Origin of the sequence: Streptomyces sp. NPDC005494 (genome assembly GCF_042872025.1) — a bacterium.
Taxonomy (GTDB): Bacteria; Actinomycetota; Actinomycetes; order Streptomycetales; family Streptomycetaceae; genus Streptomyces.
Genome location: NZ_JBIAJR010000012.1, coordinates 29425 through 55512 on the forward strand (window position 1 = coordinate 29425; position 26088 = coordinate 55512).

26 protein-coding genes are annotated in these 26088 nt (G+C 72.0%); 16 read left to right on the plus strand and 10 right to left on the minus strand.

Going from position 1 to position 26088, the window contains the following annotated elements:
- Positions 1 to 130: 130 nt before the first annotated feature.
- The gene (locus tag ACFYQ6_RS29585) at positions 131 to 943 is read right to left on the minus strand and encodes a chaplin (protein WP_388765861.1); all 813 of its coding nucleotides are present in this window, start codon (positions 941 to 943) and stop codon (positions 131 to 133) included.
- A 289-nt stretch (positions 944 to 1232) separates the two neighbouring features.
- Here ACFYQ6_RS29585 and ACFYQ6_RS29590 point away from each other — a divergent pair, with 289 nt between their 5' ends.
- From ACFYQ6_RS29590 to ACFYQ6_RS29615, 6 genes are all read left to right on the plus strand, one after another.
- Positions 1233 to 1634: a rodlin gene (locus ACFYQ6_RS29590; RefSeq protein ID WP_361580750.1), complete on the plus strand. Its 402-nt coding sequence runs from the start codon at positions 1233 to 1235 to the stop codon at positions 1632 to 1634.
- Between the two features lie 221 nt (positions 1635 to 1855).
- Positions 1856 to 2089 carry a chaplin gene (locus ACFYQ6_RS29595; RefSeq protein ID WP_145812622.1) on the plus strand — a complete coding sequence of 78 codons (234 nt, stop codon included), beginning with the start codon at positions 1856 to 1858 and terminating at the stop codon, positions 2087 to 2089.
- Between the two features lie 191 nt (positions 2090 to 2280).
- Positions 2281 to 2583, plus strand: a complete 303-nt coding sequence (locus ACFYQ6_RS29600; RefSeq protein WP_361580753.1) for a hypothetical protein — start codon at positions 2281 to 2283, stop codon at positions 2581 to 2583.
- Positions 2584 to 2767: 184 nt separating this feature from the next.
- Entirely contained in the window at positions 2768 to 3178 is a 411-nt protein-coding gene (locus ACFYQ6_RS29605) for a rodlin (protein WP_145812626.1), read from the plus strand.
- A 275-nt stretch (positions 3179 to 3453) separates the two neighbouring features.
- Positions 3454 to 3690, plus strand: coding sequence for a hypothetical protein (locus tag ACFYQ6_RS29610; RefSeq protein ID WP_361580757.1), 237 nt, complete (start codon positions 3454 to 3456; stop codon positions 3688 to 3690).
- Positions 3691 to 3885: 195 nt separating this feature from the next.
- Positions 3886 to 4293: a rodlin gene (locus ACFYQ6_RS29615; protein WP_361580759.1), complete on the plus strand. Its 408-nt coding sequence runs from the start codon at positions 3886 to 3888 to the stop codon at positions 4291 to 4293.
- A 102-nt stretch (positions 4294 to 4395) separates the two neighbouring features.
- Here the strand turns inward: ACFYQ6_RS29615 and ACFYQ6_RS29620 are convergent, their stop codons facing one another.
- Entirely contained in the window at positions 4396 to 4893 is a 498-nt protein-coding gene (locus ACFYQ6_RS29620; RefSeq protein WP_361580762.1) for a DUF5949 family protein, read from the minus strand.
- Between the two features lie 318 nt (positions 4894 to 5211).
- On the opposite strand from ACFYQ6_RS29620, the gene rsgA reads away from it, so the two are divergent.
- On the plus strand, positions 5212 to 6360 hold the full coding sequence (gene rsgA / locus ACFYQ6_RS29625; protein WP_388765865.1) for a ribosome small subunit-dependent GTPase A: 1149 nt from the start codon (positions 5212 to 5214) through the stop codon (positions 6358 to 6360).
- A 49-nt stretch (positions 6361 to 6409) separates the two neighbouring features.
- Here the strand turns inward: rsgA and ACFYQ6_RS29630 are convergent, their stop codons facing one another.
- Both ACFYQ6_RS29630 and ACFYQ6_RS29635 read right to left on the minus strand, forming a co-directional pair.
- Complete coding sequence (locus ACFYQ6_RS29630; RefSeq protein ID WP_361580766.1) at positions 6410 to 6892, minus strand: DUF456 domain-containing protein; 483 nt, start codon at positions 6890 to 6892, stop codon at positions 6410 to 6412.
- A gap of 79 nt (positions 6893 to 6971) precedes the next feature.
- Positions 6972 to 7958, minus strand: a complete 987-nt coding sequence (locus tag ACFYQ6_RS29635) for a helix-turn-helix domain-containing protein (RefSeq protein ID WP_361580769.1) — start codon at positions 7956 to 7958, stop codon at positions 6972 to 6974.
- 309 nt (positions 7959 to 8267) lie between these two features.
- On the opposite strand from ACFYQ6_RS29635, the gene ACFYQ6_RS29640 reads away from it, so the two are divergent.
- A complete protein-coding gene (locus ACFYQ6_RS29640) occupies positions 8268 to 9722 on the plus strand; it encodes a protein phosphatase 2C domain-containing protein (protein ID WP_388765868.1) in 1455 nt (484 codons plus the stop codon).
- 62 nt (positions 9723 to 9784) lie between these two features.
- Entirely contained in the window at positions 9785 to 11527 is a 1743-nt protein-coding gene (locus ACFYQ6_RS29645; protein WP_361580774.1) for a pyruvate dehydrogenase, read from the plus strand.
- Positions 11528 to 11576: 49 nt separating this feature from the next.
- On the opposite strand, the gene ACFYQ6_RS29650 is transcribed toward ACFYQ6_RS29645, so the two are convergent.
- Together ACFYQ6_RS29650 and ACFYQ6_RS29655 are read right to left on the minus strand one after the other, a co-directional pair.
- The gene (locus ACFYQ6_RS29650) at positions 11577 to 11966 is read right to left on the minus strand and encodes a barstar family protein (protein WP_361580777.1); all 390 of its coding nucleotides are present in this window, start codon (positions 11964 to 11966) and stop codon (positions 11577 to 11579) included.
- 182 nt (positions 11967 to 12148) lie between these two features.
- On the minus strand, positions 12149 to 12544 hold the full coding sequence (locus tag ACFYQ6_RS29655; protein ID WP_361580779.1) for a ribonuclease: 396 nt from the start codon (positions 12542 to 12544) through the stop codon (positions 12149 to 12151).
- Positions 12545 to 12794: 250 nt separating this feature from the next.
- On the opposite strand from ACFYQ6_RS29655, the gene ACFYQ6_RS29660 reads away from it, so the two are divergent.
- Positions 12795 to 13205 (plus strand): ATP-binding protein, encoded by a 411-nt coding sequence (locus ACFYQ6_RS29660; RefSeq protein ID WP_361580782.1) that lies wholly within the window; start codon positions 12795 to 12797, stop codon positions 13203 to 13205.
- A 3-nt stretch (positions 13206 to 13208) separates the two neighbouring features.
- On the opposite strand, the gene ACFYQ6_RS29665 is transcribed toward ACFYQ6_RS29660, so the two are convergent.
- Entirely contained in the window at positions 13209 to 14294 is a 1086-nt protein-coding gene (locus ACFYQ6_RS29665) for a DUF2637 domain-containing protein (protein ID WP_361580785.1), read from the minus strand.
- Between the two features lie 204 nt (positions 14295 to 14498).
- Entirely contained in the window at positions 14499 to 15347 is an 849-nt protein-coding gene (locus ACFYQ6_RS29670) for a (2Fe-2S)-binding protein (protein WP_361580788.1), read from the minus strand.
- Positions 15348 to 15490: 143 nt separating this feature from the next.
- Between ACFYQ6_RS29670 and ACFYQ6_RS29675 the strand changes: the two genes are divergently transcribed.
- Complete coding sequence (locus ACFYQ6_RS29675; RefSeq protein WP_388765872.1) at positions 15491 to 16237, plus strand: GntR family transcriptional regulator; 747 nt, start codon at positions 15491 to 15493, stop codon at positions 16235 to 16237.
- 73 nt (positions 16238 to 16310) lie between these two features.
- Here the strand turns inward: ACFYQ6_RS29675 and ACFYQ6_RS29680 are convergent, their stop codons facing one another.
- Positions 16311 to 17096: a hypothetical protein gene (locus ACFYQ6_RS29680; RefSeq protein WP_361580794.1), complete on the minus strand. Its 786-nt coding sequence runs from the start codon at positions 17094 to 17096 to the stop codon at positions 16311 to 16313.
- A 192-nt stretch (positions 17097 to 17288) separates the two neighbouring features.
- Positions 17289 to 19007 carry a PucR family transcriptional regulator ligand-binding domain-containing protein gene (locus ACFYQ6_RS29685; protein ID WP_361580797.1) on the minus strand — a complete coding sequence of 573 codons (1719 nt, stop codon included), beginning with the start codon at positions 19005 to 19007 and terminating at the stop codon, positions 17289 to 17291.
- 269 nt (positions 19008 to 19276) lie between these two features.
- On the opposite strand from ACFYQ6_RS29685, the gene ACFYQ6_RS29690 reads away from it, so the two are divergent.
- The 5 genes from ACFYQ6_RS29690 to ACFYQ6_RS29710 all read left to right on the plus strand — a co-directional run bounded on the left by ACFYQ6_RS29690 (position 19277) and on the right by ACFYQ6_RS29710 (position 26028).
- On the plus strand, positions 19277 to 20167 hold the full coding sequence (locus ACFYQ6_RS29690; RefSeq protein ID WP_361580800.1) for a xanthine dehydrogenase family protein subunit M: 891 nt from the start codon (positions 19277 to 19279) through the stop codon (positions 20165 to 20167).
- Positions 20168 to 20169: 2 nt separating this feature from the next.
- A complete protein-coding gene (locus ACFYQ6_RS29695) occupies positions 20170 to 20766 on the plus strand; it encodes a (2Fe-2S)-binding protein (protein ID WP_361580802.1) in 597 nt (198 codons plus the stop codon).
- Positions 20767 to 20768: 2 nt separating this feature from the next.
- Positions 20769 to 23186 (plus strand): molybdopterin cofactor-binding domain-containing protein, encoded by a 2418-nt coding sequence (locus tag ACFYQ6_RS29700; protein ID WP_361580805.1) that lies wholly within the window; start codon positions 20769 to 20771, stop codon positions 23184 to 23186.
- Between the two features lie 190 nt (positions 23187 to 23376).
- Positions 23377 to 24837, plus strand: a complete 1461-nt coding sequence (locus ACFYQ6_RS29705) for an NCS2 family permease (protein WP_361580807.1) — start codon at positions 23377 to 23379, stop codon at positions 24835 to 24837.
- Positions 24838 to 24888: 51 nt separating this feature from the next.
- On the plus strand, positions 24889 to 26028 hold the full coding sequence (locus ACFYQ6_RS29710; protein ID WP_361580809.1) for an XdhC/CoxI family protein: 1140 nt from the start codon (positions 24889 to 24891) through the stop codon (positions 26026 to 26028).
- The last annotated feature ends 60 nt before the right edge of the window (positions 26029 to 26088 follow it).

The window sequence follows — 26088 nt, forward strand, 5'->3', positions numbered from 1 at the left end:
GCGCCCCCGGGCGCCGCCCGCCGCGGGGGGGGGGCCCCCCCGCGGGCGGGGGGGGGGGGGGGCGGGGGGTCGGGCGGGGGGGCGGGGGGGGCGGCCCGCCCCCCCCCCCCGCCCCTCTGCGTGAACGGAGTTACTGGTTACGCGCCCCGCGGGTGCGGCGCATGAGCACCGCGCCGCCGAGGAGCAGTGCCGCGCTCGCACCGGCGGCCAGGCCGATGTCGCCGGCACCGGTCTGGGCCAGCTGAGGACCGGGCGTGTTGGGGCCGGGGGTGGTGGCCGGGGGCTCGTCCACCGGGGGCTTGGAGGTGGGCGGCTCGACCGGGGGCTTCGAGGTGGGGGGCTCCTCGGTGGGCGGCTCGACGGTGGGGGGCTCCTCCACCGGCGGCTCGACCGGCGGCTGCTCGTGGTCGTATCCGCTGTCGTTGACGCAGGTGTTGCCGCCGGCGGGGTTCAGCAGGCCGACGACGTCCACCGTGTTGCCACAGGCGTTCACAGGGATGTCGACCGGGGCCTGCACGGCGTTGCCGGACCCGACGCCCGGCGAACCGACGGCCGCACCCTCGGCGCTGGCACCGGACGAACCGTGCCCGTTCCCGCCGTGGTGGCCGGCGCCGTCGTGCCCGCCGCCGTAGGCGTCGTCCCCGTACGAGCCCCCTCCGTGCCCGCCGGTGCCGTGGCCGCCGTCGTGCCTGTCGTGCGAGCTGACGTTGGCGCAGCTGTTGCCGAAGGCCGGGTTCAGCAGGGCGATCACGTTGACCGTGTTGCCGCAGACGTTGACCGGGACGTGGACCGGGACCTGTACGGCATTGCCCGAGCCGACACCGGGCGAGTTGGCGGCGACAGCGCCGGCCGAGGAGTCGGCGTGCGCATAGCCTCCCGCGGCGGACAGGATGCCCGAGGCCGCCGCCATGACGATCATGCTTTTATTCAGAACCTGTCGCATTACATGCCCTTCTCCGGAAAATTCGCGTGGGCGGTGACCCTGATGGAAGTCATTCCATCGACGCGGACGAATCCGTAACGAGCGAACCGGCGCAGGGGATGCGGGGGAAACTTGGAGAGTCGTGGAAATTGTGTAACCACTCGAAAGGGGCGCGTACGCGTGTTCGTGCGAACGGGGAGCTGTGTACCGGCATTCGGGTGAACGAGGGCCGCGGAGGGGAACCAAACGGCCGGGGCCGAGTTGATCAGGGAGCTCCGCCGCGGGGCAATCGGTACGAGAAGGGTTAATCGTGATCAAGAAGGTTCTGGCTACGGGTGCCGTCGCCGCCTCCATCCTCGGTCTCTCGGCGACGAGCGCCATGGCGATCGGTGACGACACGGGCACCACGTCGATCAACGGCAACGGCGCCGAGTCGGAGTTCGGCAACAGCGAGACCAGGGGTGACCAGAGCCCGCAGCTCAGCCTCGTCCAGGGTTCGCTGAACAAGCCCTGCGTCGCCCTGCCGGTCAAGGCCAACGTCGGCTCCCTCATCGGGCTCATCCCGATCGCGGTCCAGGACGTCAACGTCCTCTCGAACCCGCAGAACCAGCAGTGCACCGACAACTCCACCCAGGCCAAGGGCGACGAGCCGCTGTCGCACATCCTGTCGGACATCCCGGTGCTCTCCGGCAACGGTGCCGGCAACAGCTGACCCGGCCGCAAGACCGGTCCGGGCCGCCGACACTCCTCCATCGTGCGGCCCGGGCCTGCATCATTCGGGCGGTTTTCCGAGAAACGCCTCCCAGAGCGTTTCGTCGGCGCCTGCCAGTCGTTACGGATAACAACACCGGAGTCACGAGCGCATTCCAGAGAATCGCTCACACGGCACGAAAGTCGTGCCGGCCCAGGACTCCGCTGCAGAAAGGGACCAAAGTGAAGTACACCAAGGCTGCCGCCGTCGCCGCAGGAACCCTCATGGCGCTGGGTGGCGCTGCTCCGGCCATGGCGGACTCCGGCGCCGAAGCCGTCGCCGCCCACTCCCCGGGCGTCCTGTCGGGCAACGTCGTCCAGGTTCCGATCCACATCCCGGTGAACGTCTGCGGTAACACCATCAACGTCATCGGTCTGCTGAACCCGGCGTTCGGCAACGTCTGCATCAACGACTGAGGTTCTCCCGGTCGAGCCGACGGTTCGTCATGAAAAGGCCCTGGAGCGCACGTCCTGCTCCAGGGCCTTTTCGCGTTCTTTCCGGCCGGGCGGGATCAGGGGAAATCCGGTGACGCACAGTTTCCCCGTGAGCCGCCCGGTCGTTGTCCCGTACAGAGGCGGCGGACGCCGCCGACGAAGGGATTCGAGAAGTGAAGTACGCGAAGACAGTCGCCCTGGTCGCCGGTTCCGTGGCCGCTCTCGGGGCTGCCGCACCCGCCTGTGCCGCGACCACTCCGACCGCTCCCCGGATCAGCCTCACCGGTGGCATGAACGAGCTGACCTCCGCGGTCCCGCAGGTCCCCGACCAGGTGGTGAACCCCGTCGTGGACGGGGTCGGCCGGACGGCGGGCGCGGTACGTGAGGACGGCACCGTCGCCCGGTCCGCGGACGCGGTGGCCGAGGTGGCGGACTCCGCCGGCCCGCTCCTGGGCGGGCTTCCGCTGGGCGGCTGATCCGTCGCGGGCGCCTCATTCCCCCTCGGGTAGCGCCATTTCCCTGACGTATTTCGCGTGCCGCGTCGGTGATGCCGGGATGAGAAATCGTTCGAGTGAAGAGGCGCAACCGAAACCCTCCGGGCGGAGTTGTTCAGAATGCTCCGGACAGGCGGGCAACAGATTAACCAGAAGGGCACGTTTCATGATGAAGAAGATTCTGGCGTCGGCGGCAGTCGCCGCCTCCGTCGCCGGTGTTTCCGCCGCCGCGGCCCCCTCGGCCATGGCGATCGGCAACGACCAGGGCACGACGACGGTCAACGGCAACGGTTCCGACCAGTACTACGGCAACAGCAGCACGCACGGCGACATGAGCCCGCAGATCGGCCTCATCCAGGGCTCGTTCAACAAGCCCTGCATCGCGCTGCCCGCAAAGGCCAACGTGGGCTCGCTCCTCGGCCTCATCCCGGTCTCGGTCCAGGACATCAACGTCCTGTCCTCGCCGCAGAACCAGCAGTGCACCGAGAACTCCACCCAGGCCAAGGGGGACGAGGCCCTGTCGCACATCCTGAACGACATCCCGATCCTCTCCGGCAACGGCGCGGGCAACAACTGACACCGCGCGACCACGGCCTCCCTGAGCCCATCCCAGGCCAGGGTGCGGAGTTTCCCGCCTTCTCGTAGTCCGTGAGGACCTGTGGGGCCAGTCCGTCATCGTGGCGACCGACCGAGTCGGGAGCCCGGGCGTACCGGCCCCACACGTCTGTCCGCGCCCGGTGTGCCGCCCCGGGGGCCGCCGGTCTGCACGTCGGGTAGCCCGATAGTGCGGAAATTGGTCCGGTTGACGCAGTCGCGGCCGACGCCGCGGGTCCCGCCGGGTATGGCCCCTTCATGGACCCGTACGACAGTTACCACCCGGCCGGGCGTGACCGGTCACCCGAGAGTTCCACCCCCATCTACGACCGCTTGCTCGCCGAGTGGCGTGAGGCCGCTCGCCGCGACGCCGCGCGGCAGCCGCGGGACACGGCGTCCGGCCCCGGGGAGTCCGGCGCCGCGGCCCTCCGCCGTGCCGGGGTCTTCGTCCCCGCGGCGCGTACGGCGGCCGGAGCGGACGACCGCAACGGCTAGGGTCTTTCGTTCGGATCGCGCCGGGCTCGCGTGCTCCCGGAACCGCCCCGGTCCAGCCTGATCCGGACGACAGGCCCTGGTGAGACGTCGCCCCAGGACCGGATCCAACTCGTTCGAGTGGTGTAGCGGAACCGAACCCTCCGTTTGGGGTTATCAGTACGTTCCACAACGGGACGCTCCGAAAGGTGAAGCGTGATGAAGAAGATGATGGCCGGCGCCGCCGTAGCCGTGTCCCTGATCGGCCTGTCCGCCGCCGCGGCCCCCTCGGCCATGGCGATCGGCAACGACCAGGGCACGACCACGGTCAACGGCAACGGCGCCGAGTCGGAGTTCGGCAACAGTGAGACCCGGGGCGACCAGAGCCCGCAGCTCAGCCTCGTGCAGGGCTCGCTGAACAAGCCCTGCATCGCCCTGCCGGTGAAGGCCAACGTGGGCTCGCTGATCGGTGCCATTCCGATCGCGGTCCAGGACATCAACGTCCTGTCCAACCCGCAGAACCAGCAGTGCGCCGACAACTCCACCCAGGCCAAGGGTGACGAGCCGCTGTCGCACATCCTGAACGACATCCCGGTCCTCTCGGGCAACGGCATCGGCAACAACTGACGCCCCGCGGTCGCCGGGAGCACCGGCGCCGCGAAGGCACCGCGCACACGGCGATGCCCACCACTCCACGGGGGGTGGTGGGCATCGCCGTGTGTCCGGTGGTCAGCCCAGGCTGCGTGCCGGGAGGAGGCAGTGCGCCGAGCTCGCGATGACGGCGGGGTCGCCCACGAAGGCCCGCAGCTGCTCCTCCCCGACCGGCTGGCCCGGCACGGCGACGGGCCACGGACGGGTGGCGAACATCCCGTGCACCGTGCCCTCCGCCCGCGCCGCGGCGAGCCACTCCGGCGGCACGCTGTACTGGGCCTTGAAGTGCGGCAGTGTCAGGACGGCCTGGCCCGCCTGCACGAGGAGCTTCACCGGGAGGTTCGGCATCCCCGTGGCGTCGAGGGTCTCCCCGCCCACCCGCAGCCCGCTGCGTTCCAGCGCCGTACGCATGGCCCGCTCCCCGGCCTCCGGGCCGTCCGCGCCGTCCCCGAGGGAGTAGGCCAGGAGGAACGCCGTGTCGCGCCCCTCGGGGTTCGCGCCACTCCAGCCGATCAGGATCTGAGTGCCCAACTGGGCAGGCGAATAAGGCAGGGTGGGGGTTCTGGGTGAGGTCATGTCCGGCACACTAACCGCCCGGGACCTGACGTTGTGCACGCGTATCACCTGATCGTGGAGTATTTCCGCCAACTCGTGCCGAACGGCCGGACACGGACTCCCGCCGGAAAACCTGTTGACGCCACGGGGAGCACTCCGGCTACTGTGTGCGGAGTTCGAGGAACCAGGAGGTGAGGACATTGATGACTGTCGTCGCGGTGGGCGCTGCCCACGACCCGAAGCACATCGATCCCACCCCCGTGGCCGCCGGCTGACCTCGACCTTCGATCCCCGCGCCTGAACGCGCGTTGCCGGGGCCACCCTTGTGAAGGGTTTCCCTTGTCTTTCTCCACCTCTCAGTCTTCTCCGTCGCACCCGCTCGCACCGTACGGCTGGGACGACGACTGGGCCAGTGCCTTCACCCCGTACGCCGAGCAGGGGCTCCTGCCGGGACGCGTGGTGCGGGTCGACCGCGGACAGTGCGACGTGGTCACTCCGCGCGGCACGCTCAGGGCCGACACCGCCTTCGTCGTGCCCCGCGATCCGATGCGGATCGTCTGCACCGGCGACTGGGTGGCCGTCGACCCCGACGGTGACCCGCAGTTCGTCCGCACGCTCCTGCCCCGTCGTACCGCCTTCGTACGCTCGACGTCGTCGCAGCGCTCCGAGGGCCAGGTACTCGCCACCAACATCGACCACATCGTCATCTGTGTATCTCTCGCCGTCGAACTGGACCTCGGACGGCTGGAACGGTTCCTCGCGCTGGCCATGTCCAGTACCGCCGGGGACGCGCTGCTCGGCGACGGGACGCGGGCCGAGTACGAGGCGCAGCCCCTCGTGCTGCTCACCAAGGCGGACCTCGTCCCCGACCCCGCCACGCTGTCCCACCTCGTGGAGGACATCGAGCGCATCGCCCCGGGGGTCCAGGTGCTGCCCGTCAGCTCCGCCACCGGGGAAGGCGTCGACGTGTTCGGCGCGATCGTCGGCGGCGGCACGAGCATGCTGCTCGGCACCTCCGGGGCCGGCAAGTCCACCCTGGCCAACACCCTGCTCGGCCAGGACGTGATGCACGTACAGGCGGCGCGTGAGGTGGACGGCAAGGGCCGGCACACCACCACCACGCGCAACCTGCTCGTGCTGCCGGGTGGGGGTGTACTGATCGACACCCCCGGGCTGCGCGGGGTCGGGCTCTGGGACGCGGAGGCGGGCGTCGGCCAGGTCTTCTCCGAGATCGAGGACCTGGCCCGGCAGTGCCGCTTCCACGACTGCGCCCACGAGTCCGAGCCCGGCTGCGCGGTGCTCGGCGCGATCGAGGACGGGTCGCTGTCCGAGCGGCGCCTGGACAGCTACCGCAAGCTGCTCCGGGAGAACCTCCGCATCGCGGCCAAGACCGACGCCCGGCTGCGTAGCGAGACCCTGCGCGAGTGGAAGCGCAGGGGCGCGGAAGGCAAGGCGGCCATGGAGCTGAAGCGGGGCCGCACCCGCTGACGGAAGCGGCCGGGGGTGCCGGGGCCGACGCGCCCCGGCACCCCCGGCCTCAGCCCCAGACGACCGCTCCCAGCCACGCCCCCACCACCAGCAGGCAGAGGAACAGCTCCAGGAGCACCGAGTACCCCGTCGCCCGCATCACGGACCTGAGGGACGCCCGGCCCGCGGCCCGGCTGCCCAGCCGCAGGCGCTCGGCGCCGTAGACGGCACCCACGTATCCCAGGATCCCGCCCACCACCGGGACCACGAAGAACCCGGCGATCGCCGCCAGCCCGCCGGCCGTCAAGGTCTTGCGCGGCACCCCCGCCTCGCGGGGGCGGCGCGAGGGCATCAGCGCTTTGAGCGCCTGGTTCAGCAGCAGCAGAGCCGTGGCGCCGATCAGCACACCCCAGGCGACCTGCGTCGGGTCGGTCAGCGCCCACCAGAGCACGGCGGCCCAGATGATCGCCTGCCCCGGCACCCCCGGCACCAGCACGCCGACCAGGCCGAGCAGCATCAGCGCCCCGACGGCGACGAGCTGCCACACACTCATTCGACCAGCGTGCCGGAGTCCGCCGCGTCCCGCCCGTCAGCGCGGGCCCGCCCGGGGCCCGAAGCCACGGCCGGGACGGTCAGCGCGGGGCGCGGGCCACCCAGCCGCGTTCGTACGCGTGCCAGCCCAGCTGCAGCCTGGTGGTGACGCCGGTGAGCTCCATCAACCCCTTCACCCGTCGCTGCACGGTCCGCAGGCCCAGATCCAGCTGCTTCGCCACGCTCGCGTCCGTCAGCCCCGCCAGCAGCAGCGAGAGGATCTCCAGGTCGGTCGGATCAGCTCCCGGGCCGTTCTCCTCGCTGATGCCCTCGCCGCCCAGCCGCAACGGCATGGCGTCCCGCCACACCGCCTCGAAGAGACCCATGAGGGACTCCAGCAGCCCACTGGCGTGGATCACCAGGGCGGCGGGCTCGGCGCCGCGGCCCGTCAGCGGCACCATGGCCAGCGCGGCGTCGGCGACGACCAGCTTCGTCGGCACGCGGTCGACCACCCGGCACTGCTCGTCGCGGCCGAGCGCCGCCGACAGCTCCACGATCCCCGACGGCAGCGAGAGCACGTCCCGCTCGACGACCACGCGGTAGGAGACGCCCCGCATCGACGCGCGTTCCTCGGACTCGTTCTCCATCCCGGTCACCGCGATGGGCTTCCCCGTGACCAGGGCGCACACCTCCGAGGTGGCGCCCAGCTGCATCTGGTGGAAGCGGTGGGCCACCGCGCTCGCGCCCGTCACGACCTCCACGAGGTCGTGCACGGCGGGCTCGGCCGCCTCCGCCCGGTACTCCTCCGCCAGCAGGGCCGAGGCCAGCTCGGCCTGCTCCAGTTCGTGGCGCTGCTGCGTGAGCAGTGCGCCCAGCGCGACCCCGGGCGGTGCCGCGACCCAGCGGTCCGCCCTCGACGACGACTGGGCCACGAGCCCCTGCTGCTCCAGCAGGCGCAGCGCGCGTTCCGTGTCGGCCTCCGGCTGGGCCAGCCGGCGGGAGAGATCGGAGAGTTCCGCGGCCCCGGCCGCGACCAGCGCCCTGTAGGTCGCTTCCTGTCTCTCGTCGAGACCTATCGCTGACAGCATGCTCGGCCCTCCCCGGATCGGTGCTCGCGCGTTCCCGCGCTCGTCGGACGGGGTGTGACGTGGCGGGAACCGGCCACGGCGTAAACCCGCCCGGGCCATCATGCCCGTAGCGCCCGCCCCTCTGGCAATCTGGCGGCACCGCAGTACCGCTCGCCCCACGGGCGGCGGACTGGGCCCGCGGACCGGCCCGCCGAGCGACCTTCCCGTGGGGGGTGGGGACGCTCGGCGGGTCTTCGCGTGGACCCATGTCCGAGCCACTTTTTCGGGATGACCCGGTTTCGTACGCCCCGGGCGGTCGACACTATGGGCATGAGCCAGCAGGGGGAGAGGCCCGCCGCCCACGAGGACGAGTGGTGGCGCCGGCTGTACGACGAGACCGCGCCGGACACCGGACCGAGCGGCGCGGCCGACAGCCTCGACGACCGCTTCGACTCCGCGTCGGACGCCGTGGGTGCCGTGGGCGAGGCGGCGCGAGAGGACGTTCACCCGGTCACGGCGGTGCCGCTGCCGGATCCCCGACGGCCGCGGGCGGCCCCGCCGGCCGGCCCGGACGCGCGAGGGCTGACGGCTCCTCCGGCGGGCCGGGAGCCGCTGTCACCGCAGGACCCGGCGGCGGATCGCGGGGCACGGCCGACGGCGGAGCAGGCACCTTCGCAGGCGCCCCCGCTCCAGGGACGCACCGCGTTCGGCCCCGCCCCCTGGGAGGCCCCCGCCGGTCCCCGGTCACCACGCACCTTCGCCGTACGGGCCCCCGCCGCACCGCCTCCCGAACCGCCGACGGTCGCGCCCCCCGAGCCACCCGCCGACCCGCCGCGCCCCGTCGTCGGCCACGTCGGGGACCGGCCTCCCACCTACGCGGCGGAGCCCGCCGCCCTGCCCGCCTCCGGGCCCGAGGACCTCGACGCCCTCGTACCCGACACGGTCCTCGACGGCGCGCGCCACGGGACGTACACCCTGCGGGCCGCGTCCGTGCGCGGGGACTCGGCTCGCTTCCGCGGCGAACCCCGGCGGGACGCCCTGCTCACCGCCCGCTTCGGCACCGGGGACGGCGCCCTGGTCCTGGTCGCCGTGGCCGGCGGCGTCCGGGGCGAGGGACAGGCCCCTCTCGCCGCTGCCGACGCCTGCCGCTGGATCGGCGGAGCCGTCGCCCGGAGTCACGCCCGGCTCTCCGACGACATAAGGGCGGGGCGCAGGGGCGACCTCAAGTCGGGCCTGCACCGCCTCACCGACCGGACCTACGGCAAGCTGCGCGCACGCGCCGCCGAACTCGGCCTCGAACCGTCCGCCTACAGCGCGGACCTGCGCTGTCTGCTGCTCCCCGCCGACCCGGAGTGCCGGACCCGCGTCTTCTTCGGTGTCGGCTCCGGAGGCCTCTTCCGGCTCCGCGACGGTGTGTGGCAGGACCTCGACCCGGTGCTCCCCCCGAGCGGGACCGCGACGAGCGAGGCCGGCCCGGGCGGCGACCGGCTGACGATGGATCTCCAGATCACCACGCCCCGTTCCCCGTACGCCGGGGAGCCGGCGCCGGCACCCGCCGAGCCGTTCAGATTCCGGGCCTCCGTCGCCCGGCCGGGGGACACCCTCCTGCTCTGCGGGAACGGCCTGGCCGAGCCCATGCGCGAGGAGCCCGCGCTCGCCGGGGAACTGGCCCGGCGCTGGACGGCCGGGGGCCCACCGGGGCTTCCCGCCTACCTCGCCGACACCCAGCTCCGGGCCAAGGGTCACGCCGACGACCGCACGAGCGCGGCGGTCTGGGAGGCGTAACGGCTCACGTCGTGGGTTGATGGAGTGCAGATGCAGCCGGAGGCAGAGAGGGTGCGGAACCCATGGCCAAGCAGAACGTGTCGGAACAGTTCGTCGACATCCTCGTGCGGGCGGGGGTCAAGCGGCTGTACGGCGTCGTCGGCGACAGCCTCAACCCCGTGGTCGACGCCGTCCGGCGTAACGCCGCCATCGAGTGGATCCAGGTCAGGCACGAGGAGACCGCCGCCTTCGCGGCGGGCGCCGAGGCCCAGGTCACGGGCACCCTCGCCGCCTGCGCCGGGTCCTGCGGGCCGGGCAACCTCCACCTCATCAACGGCCTGTACGACGCCCACCGCTCGATGGCCCCGGTTCTCGCCCTCGCCTCCCACATCCCCTCCAGCGAGATCGGCCTCGGCTACTTCCAGGAGACCCATCCCGAGCTGCTCTTCCAGGAGTGCAGCCACTACAACGAGATGATCTCCAACCCGCAGCAGATGCCGCGTCTGCTCCAGACGGCGATCCAGCACGCGATCGGCCGCGGTGGGGTGAGTGTCGTCTCGATGCCGGGCGACATCGCGTCGCAGCCGGCCCCGGAGAAGTCGATCGAGCACGCACTGGTCACCTCGAGGCCCTCCGTGAAGCCGGGCGACGAGGAGATCGAGAAGCTCTGCCGCATGATCGACGAGGCCAAACGGGTGACGCTCTTCTGCGGGAGCGGCACGGCGGGCGCGCACGCCGAGGTGATGGAGCTGGCGGAGCGGGTCAAGGCCCCGGTCGGCCACGCACTGCGCGGCAAGGAATGGATCCAGTACGACAATCCGTACGACGTCGGTATGAGCGGGCTGCTCGGCTACGGGGCGGCGTACGAGGCGACCAACGAGTGCGATCTGCTGATCCTGCTGGGGACCGACTTCCCGTACAACGCCTTCCTGCCCACCGATGTGCAGATCGTCCAGGTCGACGTCCGCCCCGAACACCTGGGCCGCAGGTCCAAACTCGATCTGGCCGTCTGGGGCGACGTGCGCGAGACGCTGCGCGCCATCCTGCCGCGGGTGAAGGTCAAGACCGACCGCAAATTCCTGGACCGGATGCTCAAGAAGCACGCCGACGCGCTCGAAGGCGTGGTGAAGGCCTACACCCGGAAGGTCGAGAAGCACGTCCCGATCCACCCGGAGTACGTCGCCTCGGTCCTCGACGAACTGGCCGACAAAGACGCCGTGTTCACCGTGGACACCGGCATGTGCAACGTCTGGGCCGCGCGCTATCTCACGCCCAACGGGCGGCGCAGGGTGATCGGCTCCTTCAGCCACGGCTCGATGGCCAACGCGCTGCCGCAGGCGATCGGCGCCCAGTTCACCGACCGGAACCGCCAGGTCGTGTCGATGTCCGGCGACGGTGGATTCACCATGCTGATGGGCGACTTCCTCACGCTCGTCCAGTACAACCTGCCGGTGAAGGTCGTCCTCTTCAACAACTCCTCCCTCGGCATGGTCGAGCTGGAGATGCTGGTGGCAGGGCTGCCGTCGTTCGGGACGACCAACAAGAACCCCGATTTCGCCGCGATCGCGCGGGCCGCGGGCGCCTACGGTGTACGGGTCGAGAAGCCCAAGCAGCTGGAGGGCGCGCTCAAGGACGCCTTCAAGCACAAGGGGCCCGCGCTCGTCGATGTCGTCACGGACCCCAACGCCCTCTCCATCCCGCCGAAGATCAGCGCCGACATGGTCACCGGCTTCGCCCTCTCCGCCAGCAAGATCGTGCTGGACGGCGGGGTCGGCAGGATGCTCCAGATGGCCCGCTCCAACCTCCGCAACGTGCCGCGCCCCTGAGCGGCCGTGGTACGCGCCCGCGGCACGCGGGCGGTGACGGGGGTACGGCTCACACGAGGCGCAGGGTGCCGGGAGCGGTCCGTCCGGTGATGATCTCCACCAGCTCGTCGAAGAGCGTCGGCCCGCGTCCCGCCCGGGCATCGGCCAGTTCCGCCTCGACGCGCGTCCGGTTCGTGGGGTGCACGCGCGGGAGGAGCCGCTCCAGCCGGCGTGCGGTCTCCTCGTGGCCCAGCGCGCGGGCGGAGTGGGCGTGGTCGTGCCACTCGATGACGAACACACCGTCGTCCGGGGTGCCGAAACCACCGCTCAGGCAGTCCGCGAACGCGTCGAGGTTTCGGCCGAAGTAGCCGCCGGGGCCGTTCACCGCCTCCCCGATCGCGTCCCAGAAGCTCTCCAGGCCGGTGATCCCGGAGCCGTCGATCACATAGGTCACGGTCATGCGTGGAGCGTACAAGCGCGTTCCCCGGGGCGGCCGGCGGCGGCCCCCCGGGTCGCCCCGGGGTCGGCGGCCCGGTGGGCGGTCCGGTCGGGGGCGCGGGTCGCGCCTCGCCTGTCAGCGGTCCGGTGGCCCGCGCCGCAGGTGGGGGACTACGGCGCGGACCGGACCGGGGGAGTGCCTGGTCAGCAGTCGTGGTCGACCAGGTCGAAGGACTCGTAGTGGTCGGCGGTGTAGTAGTCCTCCTCGACCGCCTCGCCCGTCACGATCCGGCGGGCGCCGCGGTCCGAGGAACCCGGAGTGATGACGGTGTACTCGTGGTAGTAGCCGGTGCCTTGGCTGGGCAGCAGCGCTTCCCGGTTCTGGAAGACGGTGCCGTCCTGGTCGTACGGGAACGGGCCGCCCGCCTCGATGAGGTCGAGCGTGTCGTGGGCCTGGGACGGCAGCGCGGAGTAGCAGACGCTGCCGACCGCGGCGGCCGAGGGGGCCGCGGCCGAGGCGGAGACCGGTCCGCCGACGAAGAGGACGGACATGAGGGCGGCGACGCCGCCGAGCGTGGTGATCCGTGGGGGGATTCGCATGACTCCTATGATGACGCGCGTAGATCCCCATCCGTCAACGCCAACTCTTGTGAATTTTCTGGAAGTTAACCGTGAGTAGAAATTCGTAATGTTCCGGCCGCCCGATCGTGGTCCGTGACGGCCCGTTCATGTGCCGACGCCTGGGAAGCGTGACCGCACTCCCGTGGGGAATGCATTGCGTGTGGGCGTTCGAGACATGACGGGTCGAAACGGAACCGAAGGAGACCGATTCAGCGTGCGCACGGGGGACATGACGAAGCGACAGGAGAGTCCGGCGGTGCGGCTGCACCGCAGACTCGGGAACGCCGACCTGTCGGGGGTCGGGGAGGTGCGGAGCGCCTTACGGGAGTTCCTGCGCTACCGCCGACCGCCGGAGGAGACCGAAGTGGCGGAGCTCCTCCTCAGTGAACTGGTGACGAACGCGCTCATCCACACGAGGAACGGCGCCGTGGTCACCGTGACCTCCGCACCCGCGCGACTGCGGGTGGAGGTCCGCGACTTCGTCACGGGACAGGAGCCCGCGCCGTACGTACCGAACGCCGACGACGGTACGCACGGCAGGGGGCTGCTCCTCGTCCAGAGCCTGGCGGACTCCTGGGGAGTCATGGCCCAGGCGCTGGGCAAGGTGGTCTGGTTCGAACTGCACGGCCGGAGAGCCTGAGGCTCAGCCGAACTGCTGCTCCAGATCCTTGAGCTTCTGCTCCAGCGAGTCGAGCCGGGGCAGGGCTTGGGTGTCGTCCTCGGCGGTGAGGTCGACGGTCGCGGTCTCACCGCTCGTGGTCTGTGCCGAAGTACTCCTGGAGTTCGAGCCGTTCACGGCTTGCAGGGATGGCCGGGGGCGTAGAGGCAGTTGTCCCGGCTCTGTTATGGCAGGCTCCGCGACGGCCGGTGGGCCGCCTCCCGAAGCGGGGGCGATGGCCTGGACGTCCACCTGGCCACCGGTGCGGCCGCCGCGTGTCCAGACCCGGTTCTGCCGGTTCAGGGCCTTGATGTGGGCCCGGTCCAGCTTCGCCTGGTCCCTCCGGCGGTGCCGGTCCTGTTCCTTCTCGCGGCGGTCCTCGCGCACCTCGTCCACCGCCTCGTCCAGGGTGCGTACGCCCTCCAGGAGCATCAGCGACCAGGCGCCGAAGGTCTCCCTGGGGGCGCGCAGCCACCGCACGATCCGGATCTGCGGCAGCGGGCGGGGCACCAGGCCCTGCTCGCGAAGCGCTGCTCGGCGGGTCTGCTTCAGCGCGCGGTCGAAGAGGACGGCCGCCGAGAGCGACATGCCCGCGAAGAAGTGCGGCGCGCCCGCGTGGTCCATGCCGCGCGGTGCGTGCACCCAGTTGAACCAGGCGGCGGCACCGGCGAACGTCCACACCAGCAGCCTGGAGCCCAGCGCGGCATCGCCGTGGCTGGCCTCACGGACCGCGAGCACGGAGCAGAACATCGCGGCCCCGTCGAGGCCGAAGGGCACGAGGTACTCCCAGCCCCCGGAGAGGCTGAGGTTTTGCCGGCCGAAGCCGACGAGCCCGTGGAAGGAGAGGGCGGCGGCGACAGCGGCGCAGCAGAACAGCAGGACGTACGAGGCGGTGGCGTAGAGCGCCTCCTTGCGTCGGCGGCGCTCCTCGCTGCGTTCCCAGCTGTCGTCGGCCGCGGCCTTCTCAGCGGCGCGCTTTCCGCGCGCGACCACCGTCACCGCCGCCATGACCCCCACGAGCAGCACGGCGCCCGGAAGCAGCCAGTCAAGCGATATGTCGGTCAGTCTCATGCGCGGTCCCTTGCGTCACGTAGGGCGTTTCGGGCGCCATCGTGACGGAAATACCGGGCCGCTCAGGGGGTTTCGGGGCAAGTGAACGCCATTGGGGTGACCGGGCTCATCGATAGGCGGAATCTTTTCGAACGGCCGCACGGTGAAGCCGAGTTGCATTCGAATTGTGGTCGCCCGGCAGGGTGGTGTGAGCCGCCGTACGGTTCAGGAGGCGGCGGTCAGCTTCCGGATACGGTCCGCATCGCACGTGCGGGGGCAGGTGACGCAGGTGTCCTCGGGCCGCAGGGTGTAGAACATGCAGCAGCTGGCCCGGTCGCGCGTGGGCAGTGCTTCGCCGTCAGGGCCGGTCAGTTCACGGAAGCCGGCGGTGCCCACGTACGGCTTGGTGGTGCCGGGCAGCAGGAGCTCCAGCTCCCTCATCGCGCGGCTCTCCTCGCCGAGGAGATGGGCGACGTACCAGAGGCCCTCGACGATCTCGTCGGTCGCCATGCCCCACAGGGCCCGCTTCCCGCGCCGCATGCGCGGCTGGAAGCCGTCGAGCACCGGTCCGATGTGCTGGGCCACGGCGTCCAGGACCTCCGTGCGCAGCGCGGCCTCGTCCTGGACGATCCGGGCGCCCGGCCGCGTGGCCGCAGGGTCGTCGGGCAGGCAGGCGAATTCGCTCACGCGGAGGGTCAGATGGCCGAGGCCCCGGTGGAAGGAGACGTCCTCCACCGGGATGCGCGGCACCCGGCGGTGGGTGAACCACGGAAGGGTCACCAGGAGGCAGGCGGGCCAGGCGTAGCGGTGCAGCCCGAAACTCGCGACCACGTCGGGGCGGGCCTCGGTGCCGTAGTCCCGCCGCACCTGCGCCGCGTCCCAGGCGAGGAACTCGTCCAGCGCCGCGCCGCCCGCCGCGAGCTCGCCGGCGCCGACCCAGCCGGGACCCGAGGGGGCCGCCGTGTCGTCGGCGAGCACCTCGGCGCGCAGACCGGGGAAGACTTCGGCCAGACGGGTGTACGCCGCCGTCAGCGGGGACGGGGCGGTGGCGGTGAGCAGCGCGGGCACGGTCATACGGGGACCACCGATTCACGGAACTTTGCAGGTAAGCCTTACCTTACCCGAAGTGATCGATGTTTGAACTGCGGCCCGCTCCGCCTATCGTGCACACGGGGCCCGGCGCACGCGATCCGGCCCGCCAGTGCGAGGAGGAGCCCGTGGAGCAGGGCAGAGCGCGTGAGGGCGCGCGGCCGCACGCGTCCCCGGGGACCCCGCCCGACGTCCGGGTACCCGAACAGGCGCGCGGCGAGCACACGCACGGTGAGCCGCCCGCGCCCCGAGGCGTCCAGCGGCACTCCGTGCGTGGCCAGATACTGGACGCCCTGCGTGCTGCCCTCGTCGACGGGGAGCTGACCCCCGGCCACGTCTACTCCGCCCCTGCGCTCGGCGCCCGCTTCGGCGTGTCGGCGACCCCGGTGCGCGAGGCGATGCAGCAGCTGGCCGCCGAGGGCGCCGTCGAGGTCGTGCCGAACCGGGGATTCAGGGTCAGCGAGCGCGGCCCCCGCGATCTGGCGGAGCTCGCGGAGGTGCGGGCGCTGCTGGAGATCCCCGTCGTACTACGGCTCGCCCGCACGGTCCCGGCCGCCGGCTGGTGTGCCCTGCGTCCGCTGGCCGACGCCACGGTCGCCGTCGCGGCCCTAGGGGACCGCGCGGGCTACGCGGAGAGCGACCGGGCCTTCCACCGTGCCGTGCTCGCGCTCTCCGGCAACCAGCAACTCGTGACGGTCGCCGACGACCTGCACCGCCGCTCCCAGTGGCCCCTGGTCAGCGGCCCCGCCGCCCGCCGTGCCGACCTTCTCGCCGACGCCTCGCAGCACACCGCGTTGCTGGACGCGCTCATCGCCCGGGACCTCGCCGTGGTGCAGTCACTCGTACGCGAACACTTCAACGGCGCGGACGGCTGACCGAGGAGCCGGGCCCGGGCCGCTCCGGGGCCCGGGCCCGGCGGCGTACTTCCCGGGTGGCCCGTCGCGGCGGTCAGTTCGCCTCGACGGTCTCCGGGGCAGGCGGCTCCAGCCGGGGCGCCAGCCAGGTCGGGACGCCGCCGAGCAGCCGGAACAGCCGGCCGGCCTCGGCGCGCAGCCGGGCCGCCGCCTCGGGTTCCGCCTCGGCGTCCGCGAGCGAGATGAGCGCAGGGGCCGTGCCGACGAGATAGCCCAGCTCCTCCCTTATCCGCAGCGACTCCGCGAAGCCGTGCCGCGCCTCGGCGAGCTCGCCCTCACGCAGGGCGAGCGAGGCGAGATGGCGCCAGGTGAAGGAGAGCAGCAGCTCGTCACCCTGGGCGGTGGCTCCGGCGTGCGCCCTGCGGTAGGCGGCGCGGGCGGACTGCGGTGAGTCGGCGATGTTCTGGGCGATGAGACCCCGGCGGAAGTCCAGCAGGGGGCGGCCGGGAGCGGCGGGTGAGAGCAGCGCCGCGGCCCTGCTGAGGGCCACGCTCGCCTCGTCGGCCCGGTCGCGCGCCCCGAGCAGCGTCGAGGCGTAGGCGAGGTAACCGCGCTCGCACGCCGCGGCCCCGCGCTCGGAGTCGTCGTGGGCGAGGGCCTCGGCGGTGCGCAGCGCGTCCTCGGCGTCGGTCCAGCCTGTGCCGGTGTAGAGGCACCGCTCCGTCAGCAGGGACGTGCGCTGCAGCGCGGCGGCGTGGTCGGTGGCCGCGTGGGGTTCGAGGAGTGCGGCGGCGTCCGTCCAGCAGGCGCGTGAGCGCAGCCGCCATACCGCTGTCTGGAGCGGCGGATCGTCATCTGCTGTCGTTCCGGAACCAGACATGGCGGTATGCGCCACGTTGCCCTCCCCGAGCGCGCCGTCGAGCTGTGGAGGCCGACCGGCGAATGACGGTCGGCCTGGGTCTGGGCGCATCTCAGCACGGAATGGCACGCGGGGCCAAGGGGTCGGATCGATGTCAGGTGAAAGATTTCACAATCGGCTGGAACCCGGCCGGGCCCTGATGGTGCCGGGAAGTCAGCTCATGCGCAGGGCGAGGAAGAAGTCGAGCTTGTCCTCGAGCCGCGAAAGGTCACGTCCCGTCAACTGCTCGATACGTCCGACGCGATAGCGCAGTGTGTTGACGTGCAGGTGCAGCCGGGCCGCGCAGCGGGTCCACGAGCCGTCGCAGTCCAGGAATGCCTCCAGCGTCTCGATGAGCTCCGCGCGGTGGCGGCGGTCGTAGTCGCGCAGCGGGTCCAGGAGCCGGGCGGTGAAGGCGCGGCGGACGTCGTCCGGCACGAACGGGAGCAGCAGGACGTGCGAGGCGAGTTCGTGGTGGCCGGCCGCGCAGACCGGGCCCGGACGGGCCGCGGCGACCCTGCGGGCGTGCCGGGCCTCCTCCAGCGCCCCGCGCAGCCCTTCGGCCGAATGGACGGCGGCGCTGACACCCAGTGTCAGGCGGCCGTCGTCCGCGAGACCGGCGGAGAGCGGGGCCCGGACGGTGTCGAGCAGCGCGTCGGCGTGCAGCGCGGTGTCCTGCCCCTCCGGGGCACCGGACCCCTCCGCGGACTCCGGGTCCCCCGGCCCGCCCGGGGCATCGGCCCGGGGAAGCGCGGTGAGCGGGACGAGGGCGATGGCCTCCTCGCCCGTGTGCGCCACGGCGATGCGGTCGGCCGATTCGGGGCCCGCCACCGCCGGGTCGACCAGGATCTCCTCCAGCAGGGCCTGCGCGGCCGGGCCGCCCGGAAGCCCCGTGTCCTGCGCCCACTCCACCCTGGCCACCACGACCTGCCAGTGGGGGGCGGTGCCGAGGCCCGGCAGGAGGACAGGGGCGGCCACCCGCAGCCTCGCGGAGATCTCCGCCGGGGCGGCGCCCGTCTGGACCAGCTCCAGGACCTCCTGGGCGAGCCTGCGGCGTACGGAGCGGGCCGCGTCACGCCGGTCCCGCTCGACCGCGATCAGCTGGGTGACGCCCTGGAGCAGATCAAGCCGGGCAGCCGGCCAGTCGCCCGCGTCGGCCGCCACGGCCAGCACCCACTCCGACAGCACGGACTCACGCACATCGCGGTCCCGGTCCACCGCCCGGCCCGTGTGACGGACCGGGAACAGCGAGTAGACCGTGCCGCCCACCTCCGCCCGGTGCGGCCCGGGGCGGCCGGTACGGGTCGCCGCGAGGTGCTTCCCCGCGAGCTCCGCGCCGGCCCGGGGCGGCAGCGGCTCGCCCGCCCCGGCGATCTGCCGGCCGGTGGGCGAGAGGACCCACGCGCGCAGGTCCAGGTCGGAGGTGAGCAGATCCAGGACGACCTCGGGACCGCCCCCCGCCGGGCCCGACGTCATCAGCCTGCGGTGGCGGTCGACGACGGCCGCGAGGTCACCTGCCCGCTCGCCGGACACCTGGCGCACCACGTGCTCGGTGATCGTCGCGAAGGCCACGGTCTCGTCGACCGCGAAGAGCGGGAGCCGGTGACGCAGGCACGACTCGATCAGATCGTCCGGTACGGCGCCGAGCTCCGCCTCACCCGCCGCCAGGCCGGCCACCCCGGCGTTCGCCAGGATCCGTACGAACGGCTCCGTGTCCGACGAGTCCCGTCGCCACGCCAGCCCCGTGAGGACCAGCTCCCCGCCCGAGAGGTACCGGCTGGGGTCGCGCAGGTCGGTCGTCATCACGCCCCGCACCGGACGGTCCAGCTCGTCCTCGCCGCCGAGCAGCTGCAGGCCCAGCGCCTCGGTGTCCAGCAGTGCGCGCAGCCGCATCGTCGATCGCCGCCGTTCTCTTCGTCGGTCAGGGGGGCGGCGGAGGTCACCTGTGAATTGCGGTGAGGTTACGGGTGCCCGCCATTCGTTCGAATCTACAAGACGGGGACGGGGACCAGCCAATTCCTTCATGGTTTCGGTGACTGCACCGAGTGGAGCAAGGCTTGTGTACTGGGCCACACACCGCGTGAACATCACAGGAACGATCCCCGAGGGCCGGCCGTCCCCAGCCCAGCCGAACGACCCGATTGAGAAGAAGAGAGCCACTCATGGACTTCCTTCGCCCCGCCAGCTGGGAGGAGGCGCTCGCCGCCAAGGCCGAGCACCCGACGGCTGTGCCCATCGCGGGTGGCACCGACGTGATGGTCGAGATCAACTTCGACCACAGGCGGCCCGGACACCTCATGGACCTGAACCGCATCGGTGAGCTGTCCGAGTGGCAGGTCGGCCGGGACGCCGTCCGCCTCGGCGCCTCCGTGCCGTACAGCGCGATCATGGAGCACCTGCGGGCCGAGCTCCCCGGTCTGGCGCTCGCCTCGCACACCGTCGCCTCGCCGCAGATCCGCAACCGCGGCGGCGTCGGCGGCAACCTGGGCACCGCCTCGCCCGCCGGGGACGCCCACCCCGCCCTGCTCGCCGCCGGCGCCGAGATCGAGGCCGCGTCCGTACGGGGGACGCGGATGATCCCGGTCGACGAGTTCTACACCGGCGTCAAGCGCAACGCCCTCGCCCCGGACGAGCTGATCCGGGCCGTGCACATCAAGAAGGCCGACGGCCCGCAGCAGTACTCCAAGGTCGGCACCCGCAACGCGATGGTCATCGCCGTCTGCGCCTTCGGCATCGCCCTCCACCCGGAGACCCGCACCGTGCGCACCGGCATCGGCTCCGCAGCCCCGACCCCGGTCCGGGCGAAGGAGGCCGAGGACTTCCTCAACGCGGCGCTGGAGGAGGGCGGCTTCTGGGAGAACGGAAAGGTCATCACCCCTTCCGTGGCCAAGCAGTTCGCCCAGCTCGCCGCCGGGGCCTGCAACCCCATCGACGACGTACGGGGAACAGCCGCCTACCGCCGGCACGCCGTCGGCATCATGGCCCGGCGCACGCTGGGATGGACCTGGGAGCAGTACCGCGGAGCGGACCGCACCCTCGAAGGAGCTGCTTGATCATGCGAGTCAACTTCACGGTCAACGGCCGCCGGCAGGAGGCCGACGACGTCTGGGAGGGCGAGTCCCTCCTCTACGTCCTGCGCGAGCGCATGGGGCTTCCCGGCTCCAAGAACGCCTGTGAGCAGGGCGAATGCGGCTCCTGCACGGTCCGCCTCGACGGTGTGCCCGTCTGCTCCTGTCTCGTCGCCGCAGGCCAGGCGGAGGGCCGCGAGGTCGTCACCGTCGAGGGTCTCGCCGACTACGCCAGGCACCGCGACGACGCCCACCCCGGCACCGGCTGCGCCACCGGCGCCTGCGGCACCTCGCTGGACGCCGCACAGCGGTGGCAGGCCAGGCCCACCGACGCGCAGAGCGCGGATGCGGCCGAACTCTCCCCGGTCCAGCAGGCGTTCATCGACGCGGGCGCCGTGCAGTGCGGCTTCTGCACCCCCGGCCTGCTGGTCGCCGCCGACGAGCTGCTGGAGACGACGCCCTCCCCGTCCGACCAGGACATCCGCGAGGCACTCTCCGGCAACCTCTGCCGGTGCACCGGTTACGAGAAGATCCTCGACGCGGTCCGCCTCGCCGCCGCCCGTCAGGAAGAGACGGTGCGATAGCCATGGCCCTGCGTCCACGAGCCGCGACCGTACCGGCCGGCACCCCCACCAAGATCACCCAGGGGTCCACCACCCCGGGCGGCATCGGTGAGTCCACCCTGCGCCCCGACGGCACCCTCAAGGTCACCGGCGAGTTCGCCTACTCCTCGGACATGTGGCACGAGGACATGCTGTGGGGCCACACGCTGCGCTCCACCGTCGCGCACGCCGAGATCCGGTCGATCGACATCGGCGAGGCCCTCGCCACCCCCGGTGTGTACGCCGTCCTGACCTACGACGACCTGCCCGCCGAGATGAAGAACTACGGCCTGGAGATCCAGGACACGCCCGTCCTGGCCCACGGCAAGGTCCGCCACCACGGGGAGCCGGTGGCGCTCGTCGCCGCCGACCACCCCGAGACCGCGCGCCGCGCCGCCGCGAAGATCAGGATCGACTACGCCGAGCTGCCCGTCATCACCGACGAGGCGTCCGCGACCGCCCCCGGCGCGGTCCTGGTCCACGAGGGCCGCACCGACCACCACATCGGACACGTCCCGCACCCGAACATCGTCCACCGCCAGCCCATCATCCGCGGGGACGCCGACGCGGCGGCGGCGCGGGCCGACGTCGTCGTCACCGGTGACTACGTCTTCGGCATGCAGGACCAGGCCTTCCTCGGCCCCGAGTCCGGCCTCGCCGTGCCCTCCGAGGACGGCGGCGTCGAGCTGTACGTCGCCACCCAGTGGCTGCACTCCGACCTCCGCCAGATCGCCCCCGTCCTCGGCCTCCCGGAGGACAAGGTCCGCATGACGCTCTCCGGGGTCGGCGGAGCCTTCGGCGGACGCGAGGACCTGTCGATGCAGATCCACGCCTGCCTGCTCGCGCTGCGTACCGGCAAGCCCGTGAAGATGGTCTACAACCGCTTCGAGTCCTTCTTCGGCCACGTCCACCGCCACCCCGCGAAGCTCCACTACGAGCACGGGGCCACCAAGGACGGCAAGCTCACCCACATGAAGTGCCGGATCGTGCTGGACGGCGGCGCCTACGCCTCCGCGTCACCGGCCGTCGTCGGCAACGCCTCCTCGCTCGCGGTCGGCCCGTACGCCGTCGAGGACGTCGACATCGAGGCGATCGCCCTCTACTCGAACAACCCTCCCTGCGGCGCCATGCGCGGCTTCGGCGCGGTCCAGGCGTGCTTCGCCTACGAGGCACAGATGGACAAGCTCGCCGCCGCGCTCGACATGGACCCGGTCGAACTGCGGCAGCTGAACGCCATGGAGCAGGGCACCCTGCTCCCCACCGGGCAGCCCGTCGATTCGCCGGCTCCGGTGGCCGAGCTGCTGCGCCGCGTCAAGGCCCGCCCCATGCCCCCCGAGCGGCAGTGGCTCTCGGCCGACGCCGAGGGAAGCTCCGTCGACGTACGCGCGCTTCCCGGCGGGCTGTCCAACACCACGCACGGCGAAGGCGTCGTACGCGGCGTCGGCTACGCCGTCGGGCTGAAGAACGTCGGCTTCTCGGAGGGCTTCGACGACTACTCCACCGCCCGGGTGCGGATGGAGGTCATCAACGGCGAACCGGTGGCCACCGTGCACACCGCGATGGCCGAGGTCGGGCAGGGCGGAGTCACCGTCCACGCCCAGATCGCCCGCACCGAGCTGGGCGTCAGCCAGGTGACCATCCACCCGGCCGACACCCAGGTCGGCTCCGCCGGGTCCACCTCCGCGTCCCGCCAGACGTACGTCACGGGCGGCGCGGTGAAGCACTCCTGCGAGGCCGTCCGGGAAAGGGTCCTGGAGATCGGCCGCCGGAAGTTCGGGACGTACCACCCCGCCTGGGCCACCGCCGAACTCCTGCTGGAGGGCGGCAAGGTCGTCACCGACGCGGGGGAGGTGCTCGCCCCGCTGGCCGAGGTGCTGGAGGACGAGGCCGTCGACATCGAGCTGGAGTGGCGCCACCGTCCCACCGAGCCCTTCGACCTGCGCACGGGCCAGGGCAACGGCCACGTCCAGTACTCCTTCGCCGCACACCGCGCGGTCGTGGAGGTCGACACCGAACTCGGCCTGGTCAAGGTCATCGAACTGGCCTGCGCCCAGGACGTCGGCAAGGCACTCAACCCGCTGTCGGTAGAGGGCCAGATCCAGGGCGGCACCACCCAGGGACTGGGCGTGGCCGTCATGGAGGAGATCATCGTCGATCCGAAGACGGCGAAGGTGCGCAACCCGTCCTTCACCGACTACCTCATCCCCACCATCCTCGACACCCCGACCATCCCGGTCGACGTGCTCGAACTCGCCGACGACCACGCCCCGTACGGGCTGCGCGGCATCGGCGAGGCCCCGACCCTGTCGTCCACGCCGGCCGTCCTCGCGGCGATCCGGAACGCGACGGGCCTGGCGCTCGAGAGGACACCGGTGCGCCCCGAGCACATCACCGGTACCTGACGGGCCGCCAGAACCCCCGGGGTGGTGCCCGCACGCCGTGGCACCACCCCGGTTGCAGTCCAACCTCTCCATCCGCACGAAGAGTTCGCCTCGGGCCGTCCCCCGGGTCGTGCGCCTCGCAGTCATCCCAAATCCCGCAATCACGACAGCTCCACGCGGGTGCCCCTGTGAACCTTGGGAGTCAGGCAACATGACCCAGCAGTCCGTGGAACCCAGGACCGGAGCGGAGGACGCGGGCCCCGGCTCGCGCGTCCCCGCCGGACGGTCCTGGCTCGACCGCTACTTCCACATATCCGAACGGGGATCGACCGTCGCGCGCGAGGTGCGCGGCGGTGTCACGACCTTCATGGCCATGGCGTACATCCTCCTGCTCAACCCGCTCATCCTCGGCGGCGAGGACGTCGAGGGCCGGCTGCTCGGCCAGCCGGGCCTGATCACCGCCACGGCCTTCGCGGCGGCGGCCACCACCCTGCTGATGGGCTTCGTCGGCAAGGTCCCCCTCGCCCTCGCCGCCGGTCTCAGCGTCTCCGGGGTGCTCGCCTCCCAGGTCGCGCCGGCCATGACCTGGCCGCAGGCCATGGGCATGTGCGTCGTCTACGGCGTGGTGATCTGCCTGCTGGTCGTCACCGGCCTTCGTGAGCTGATCATGAACGCCATCCCGCTCGCGCTGAAGCACGGCATCACCATCGGCATCGGCCTCTTCATCGCCCTCATCGGCCTGGTCAAGGCCGGGTTCGTCCACCAGGGGACGTCGACGCCGCTCTCCCTCGGTCCGGCCGGTGAACTGGCGGGCTGGCCCGTCCTCGTCTTCGCCGTGACCCTGCTGCTGATCTTCATGCTCCAGGCCCGGAACGTCCCCGGCGCGATCCTGATCGGCATCGTCGCCGGCACGCTGGCCGCCGTCGTCGTCAACGCCGTCGGCGACATCGACCCCAAGGCGTGGAGCAGCGGCCCGCCCGAGCTGAGCGGCGGCGCGGTCTCCTCACCGGACTTCTCGCTCTTCGGGGACGTCGAGTTCGGCGGCTGGGGCGATGTCGGGGTGATGACGGTCGGCATGATCGTCTTCACCCTCGTCCTGGCCGGCTTCTTCGACGCGATGGCCACCATCATCGGTGTCGGCACGGAGGCGAAGCTCGCCGACGACAAGGGCCGGATGCCCGGCCTGTCCAAGGCCCTGTTCATCGACGGCGCGGGCGGTGCGATCGGCGGAGTGGCCGGCGGTTCCGGCCAGACCGTGTTCGTCGAGTCGGCGACCGGGGTCGGGGAAGGGGCCCGCACCGGACTCGCCTCCGTCGTCACCGGGCTCTTCTTCGCCGCCTGCCTCTTCTTCACCCCGCTCACGGCGATCGTGCCGGCCGAGGTGGCCTCCGCCGCCCTGGTCGTCATCGGCGCCATGATGATGCAGAACGCCCGGCACGTGGACTGGGGCGACCGCTCCGTCGCCGTACCGGTCTTCCTCACCGTGGTCCTGATGCCGTTCACTTACACCATCACCACCGGTGTCGCCGCGGGCGTCATCGCGTACTCGGCCATCAAGCTCGCCCAGGGCAGGGCCCGTGAGGTCGGCGTCTTCATGTGGGTACTGACGCTGGTCTTCCTCGTCTACTTCGCCCTGCACCCCATCGAGAGCTGGCTGGGCGTCAGCCCCTGACGCCCACCGCGTCACCGCACCCAGCGCACCTCAGTCAGAAGGAGTCACGCCATGCTGGACATCGCCGAAGAGCTGCACCGGTGGGTCGGGCAGGGCCGCGCGTTCGCCGTGGCCACCGTGGTGGCCGTCGGCGGCAGCGCGCCCCGGCAGCCGGGTGCGGCCCTCGCCGTGGACAGCGAGGGCACGGCCGTCGGATCGGTGTCCGGTGGGTGCGTGGAGGGTGCGGTGTACGAGCTGTGCCGGCAGGCGATCGAGGACGGCACCACCGTGCGCGAGCGCTTCGGATACAGCGACGACGACGCCTTCGCGGTCGGCCTGACCTGCGGTGGAGTCATCGACATCCTGGTGACACCGGTGCGCGCGGACGACCCCGCGCGCCCGGTGTTCGCCGCCGCGTTCGCCGCCGCGGCGCAAGGCCGCGCGGCGGCGGTCGCCCGCGTGACCGAGGGTCCGGACGAACTGCTCGGACGGCCCCTGCTCGTCCACCCGGACGGGACGCACGAGGGCGGGCTCGGCGGACACCCCGAGCTGGACCGCACGACCGCGGCCGAGGCCCGCGCGATGCTCGACGCGGGGCGCACGGGGCAGGTCACCGTCGGCGCGGACGGCTCCCGCTGCGGGCAGCCGCTGAGCCTGCTCGTCGAGTCCAGCGTCCCGCCGCCCCGGATGATCGTCTTCGGGGCCATCGACTTCGCAGCGGCACTGGTGCGCGCCGGGCGCTTCCTCGGCTACCGCGTCACCGTCTGCGACGCCCGGCCCGTCTTCGCGACGGCGGCCCGTTTCCCGGACGCCGACGAGATCGTGGTCGACTGGCCGCATCGCTATCTGGCCACCACGGACGTGGACGCGCGGACGGTGCTCTGCGTCCTCACCCACGACCCGAAGTTCGACATCCCGCTGCTGGAACTGGCCCTGCGGCTGCCGGTCGCCTACGTCGGCGCGATGGGCTCGCGCCGCACCCATCTGGAGCGCAACGAGCGGCTGCGCGAGGCCGGCGTGCCGGAGGGCCGGCTGGCCGCCCTGCACTCACCGATCGGGCTGGACCTCGGCGCCCGTACGCCGGAGGAGACGGCCCTCTCGATCGCCGCCGAGATCGTCGCCGAACGCCGAGGGGGCAGCGGACTGCCGCTCAAGGGCGCACACACACCCATCCACCACGAGGACGGCTCGTCGCTCGCCTCGGTGGCCTGAACACGACCGTCAACAGCCGACCGCGCCGGGCGGGTTGCCGCCACGGCGGTTTCACGCCAG

Coding starts and splice junctions, on each gene's coding strand:
- ACFYQ6_RS29700 (WP_361580805.1), top strand. CDS start 20,769: ATGGCCCTGCGTCCACGAGCCGCGACCGTACCGGCCGGCACCCCCACC.
- ACFYQ6_RS29655 (WP_361580779.1), bottom strand. CDS start 12,544: ATGCGAATCCCCCCACGGATCACCACGCTCGGCGGCGTCGCCGCCCTC.
- ACFYQ6_RS29615 (WP_361580759.1), top strand. CDS start 3,886: ATGAAGAAGATGATGGCCGGCGCCGCCGTAGCCGTGTCCCTGATCGGC.
- ACFYQ6_RS29710 (WP_361580809.1), top strand. CDS start 24,889: ATGCTGGACATCGCCGAAGAGCTGCACCGGTGGGTCGGGCAGGGCCGC.
- ACFYQ6_RS29660 (WP_361580782.1), top strand. CDS start 12,795: ATGACGAAGCGACAGGAGAGTCCGGCGGTGCGGCTGCACCGCAGACTC.
- ACFYQ6_RS29650 (WP_361580777.1), bottom strand. CDS start 11,966: ATGACCGTGACCTATGTGATCGACGGCTCCGGGATCACCGGCCTGGAG.
- ACFYQ6_RS29585 (WP_388765861.1), bottom strand. CDS start 943: ATGCGACAGGTTCTGAATAAAAGCATGATCGTCATGGCGGCGGCCTCG.
- ACFYQ6_RS29695 (WP_361580802.1), top strand. CDS start 20,170: ATGCGAGTCAACTTCACGGTCAACGGCCGCCGGCAGGAGGCCGACGAC.
- ACFYQ6_RS29620 (WP_361580762.1), bottom strand. CDS start 4,893: ATGACCTCACCCAGAACCCCCACCCTGCCTTATTCGCCTGCCCAGTTG.
- ACFYQ6_RS29610 (WP_361580757.1), top strand. CDS start 3,454: ATGGACCCGTACGACAGTTACCACCCGGCCGGGCGTGACCGGTCACCC.
- ACFYQ6_RS29685 (WP_361580797.1), bottom strand. CDS start 19,007: ATGCGGCTGCGCGCACTGCTGGACACCGAGGCGCTGGGCCTGCAGCTG.
- ACFYQ6_RS29635 (WP_361580769.1), bottom strand. CDS start 7,958: ATGCTGTCAGCGATAGGTCTCGACGAGAGACAGGAAGCGACCTACAGG.
- ACFYQ6_RS29640 (WP_388765868.1), top strand. CDS start 8,268: ATGAGCCAGCAGGGGGAGAGGCCCGCCGCCCACGAGGACGAGTGGTGG.
- ACFYQ6_RS29705 (WP_361580807.1), top strand. CDS start 23,377: ATGACCCAGCAGTCCGTGGAACCCAGGACCGGAGCGGAGGACGCGGGC.
- ACFYQ6_RS29680 (WP_361580794.1), bottom strand. CDS start 17,096: ATGTCTGGTTCCGGAACGACAGCAGATGACGATCCGCCGCTCCAGACA.
- ACFYQ6_RS29630 (WP_361580766.1), bottom strand. CDS start 6,892: ATGAGTGTGTGGCAGCTCGTCGCCGTCGGGGCGCTGATGCTGCTCGGC.
- ACFYQ6_RS29690 (WP_361580800.1), top strand. CDS start 19,277: ATGGACTTCCTTCGCCCCGCCAGCTGGGAGGAGGCGCTCGCCGCCAAG.
- ACFYQ6_RS29665 (WP_361580785.1), bottom strand. CDS start 14,294: ATGAGACTGACCGACATATCGCTTGACTGGCTGCTTCCGGGCGCCGTG.
- ACFYQ6_RS29670 (WP_361580788.1), bottom strand. CDS start 15,347: ATGACCGTGCCCGCGCTGCTCACCGCCACCGCCCCGTCCCCGCTGACG.
- ACFYQ6_RS29605 (WP_145812626.1), top strand. CDS start 2,768: ATGATGAAGAAGATTCTGGCGTCGGCGGCAGTCGCCGCCTCCGTCGCC.
- ACFYQ6_RS29645 (WP_361580774.1), top strand. CDS start 9,785: ATGGCCAAGCAGAACGTGTCGGAACAGTTCGTCGACATCCTCGTGCGG.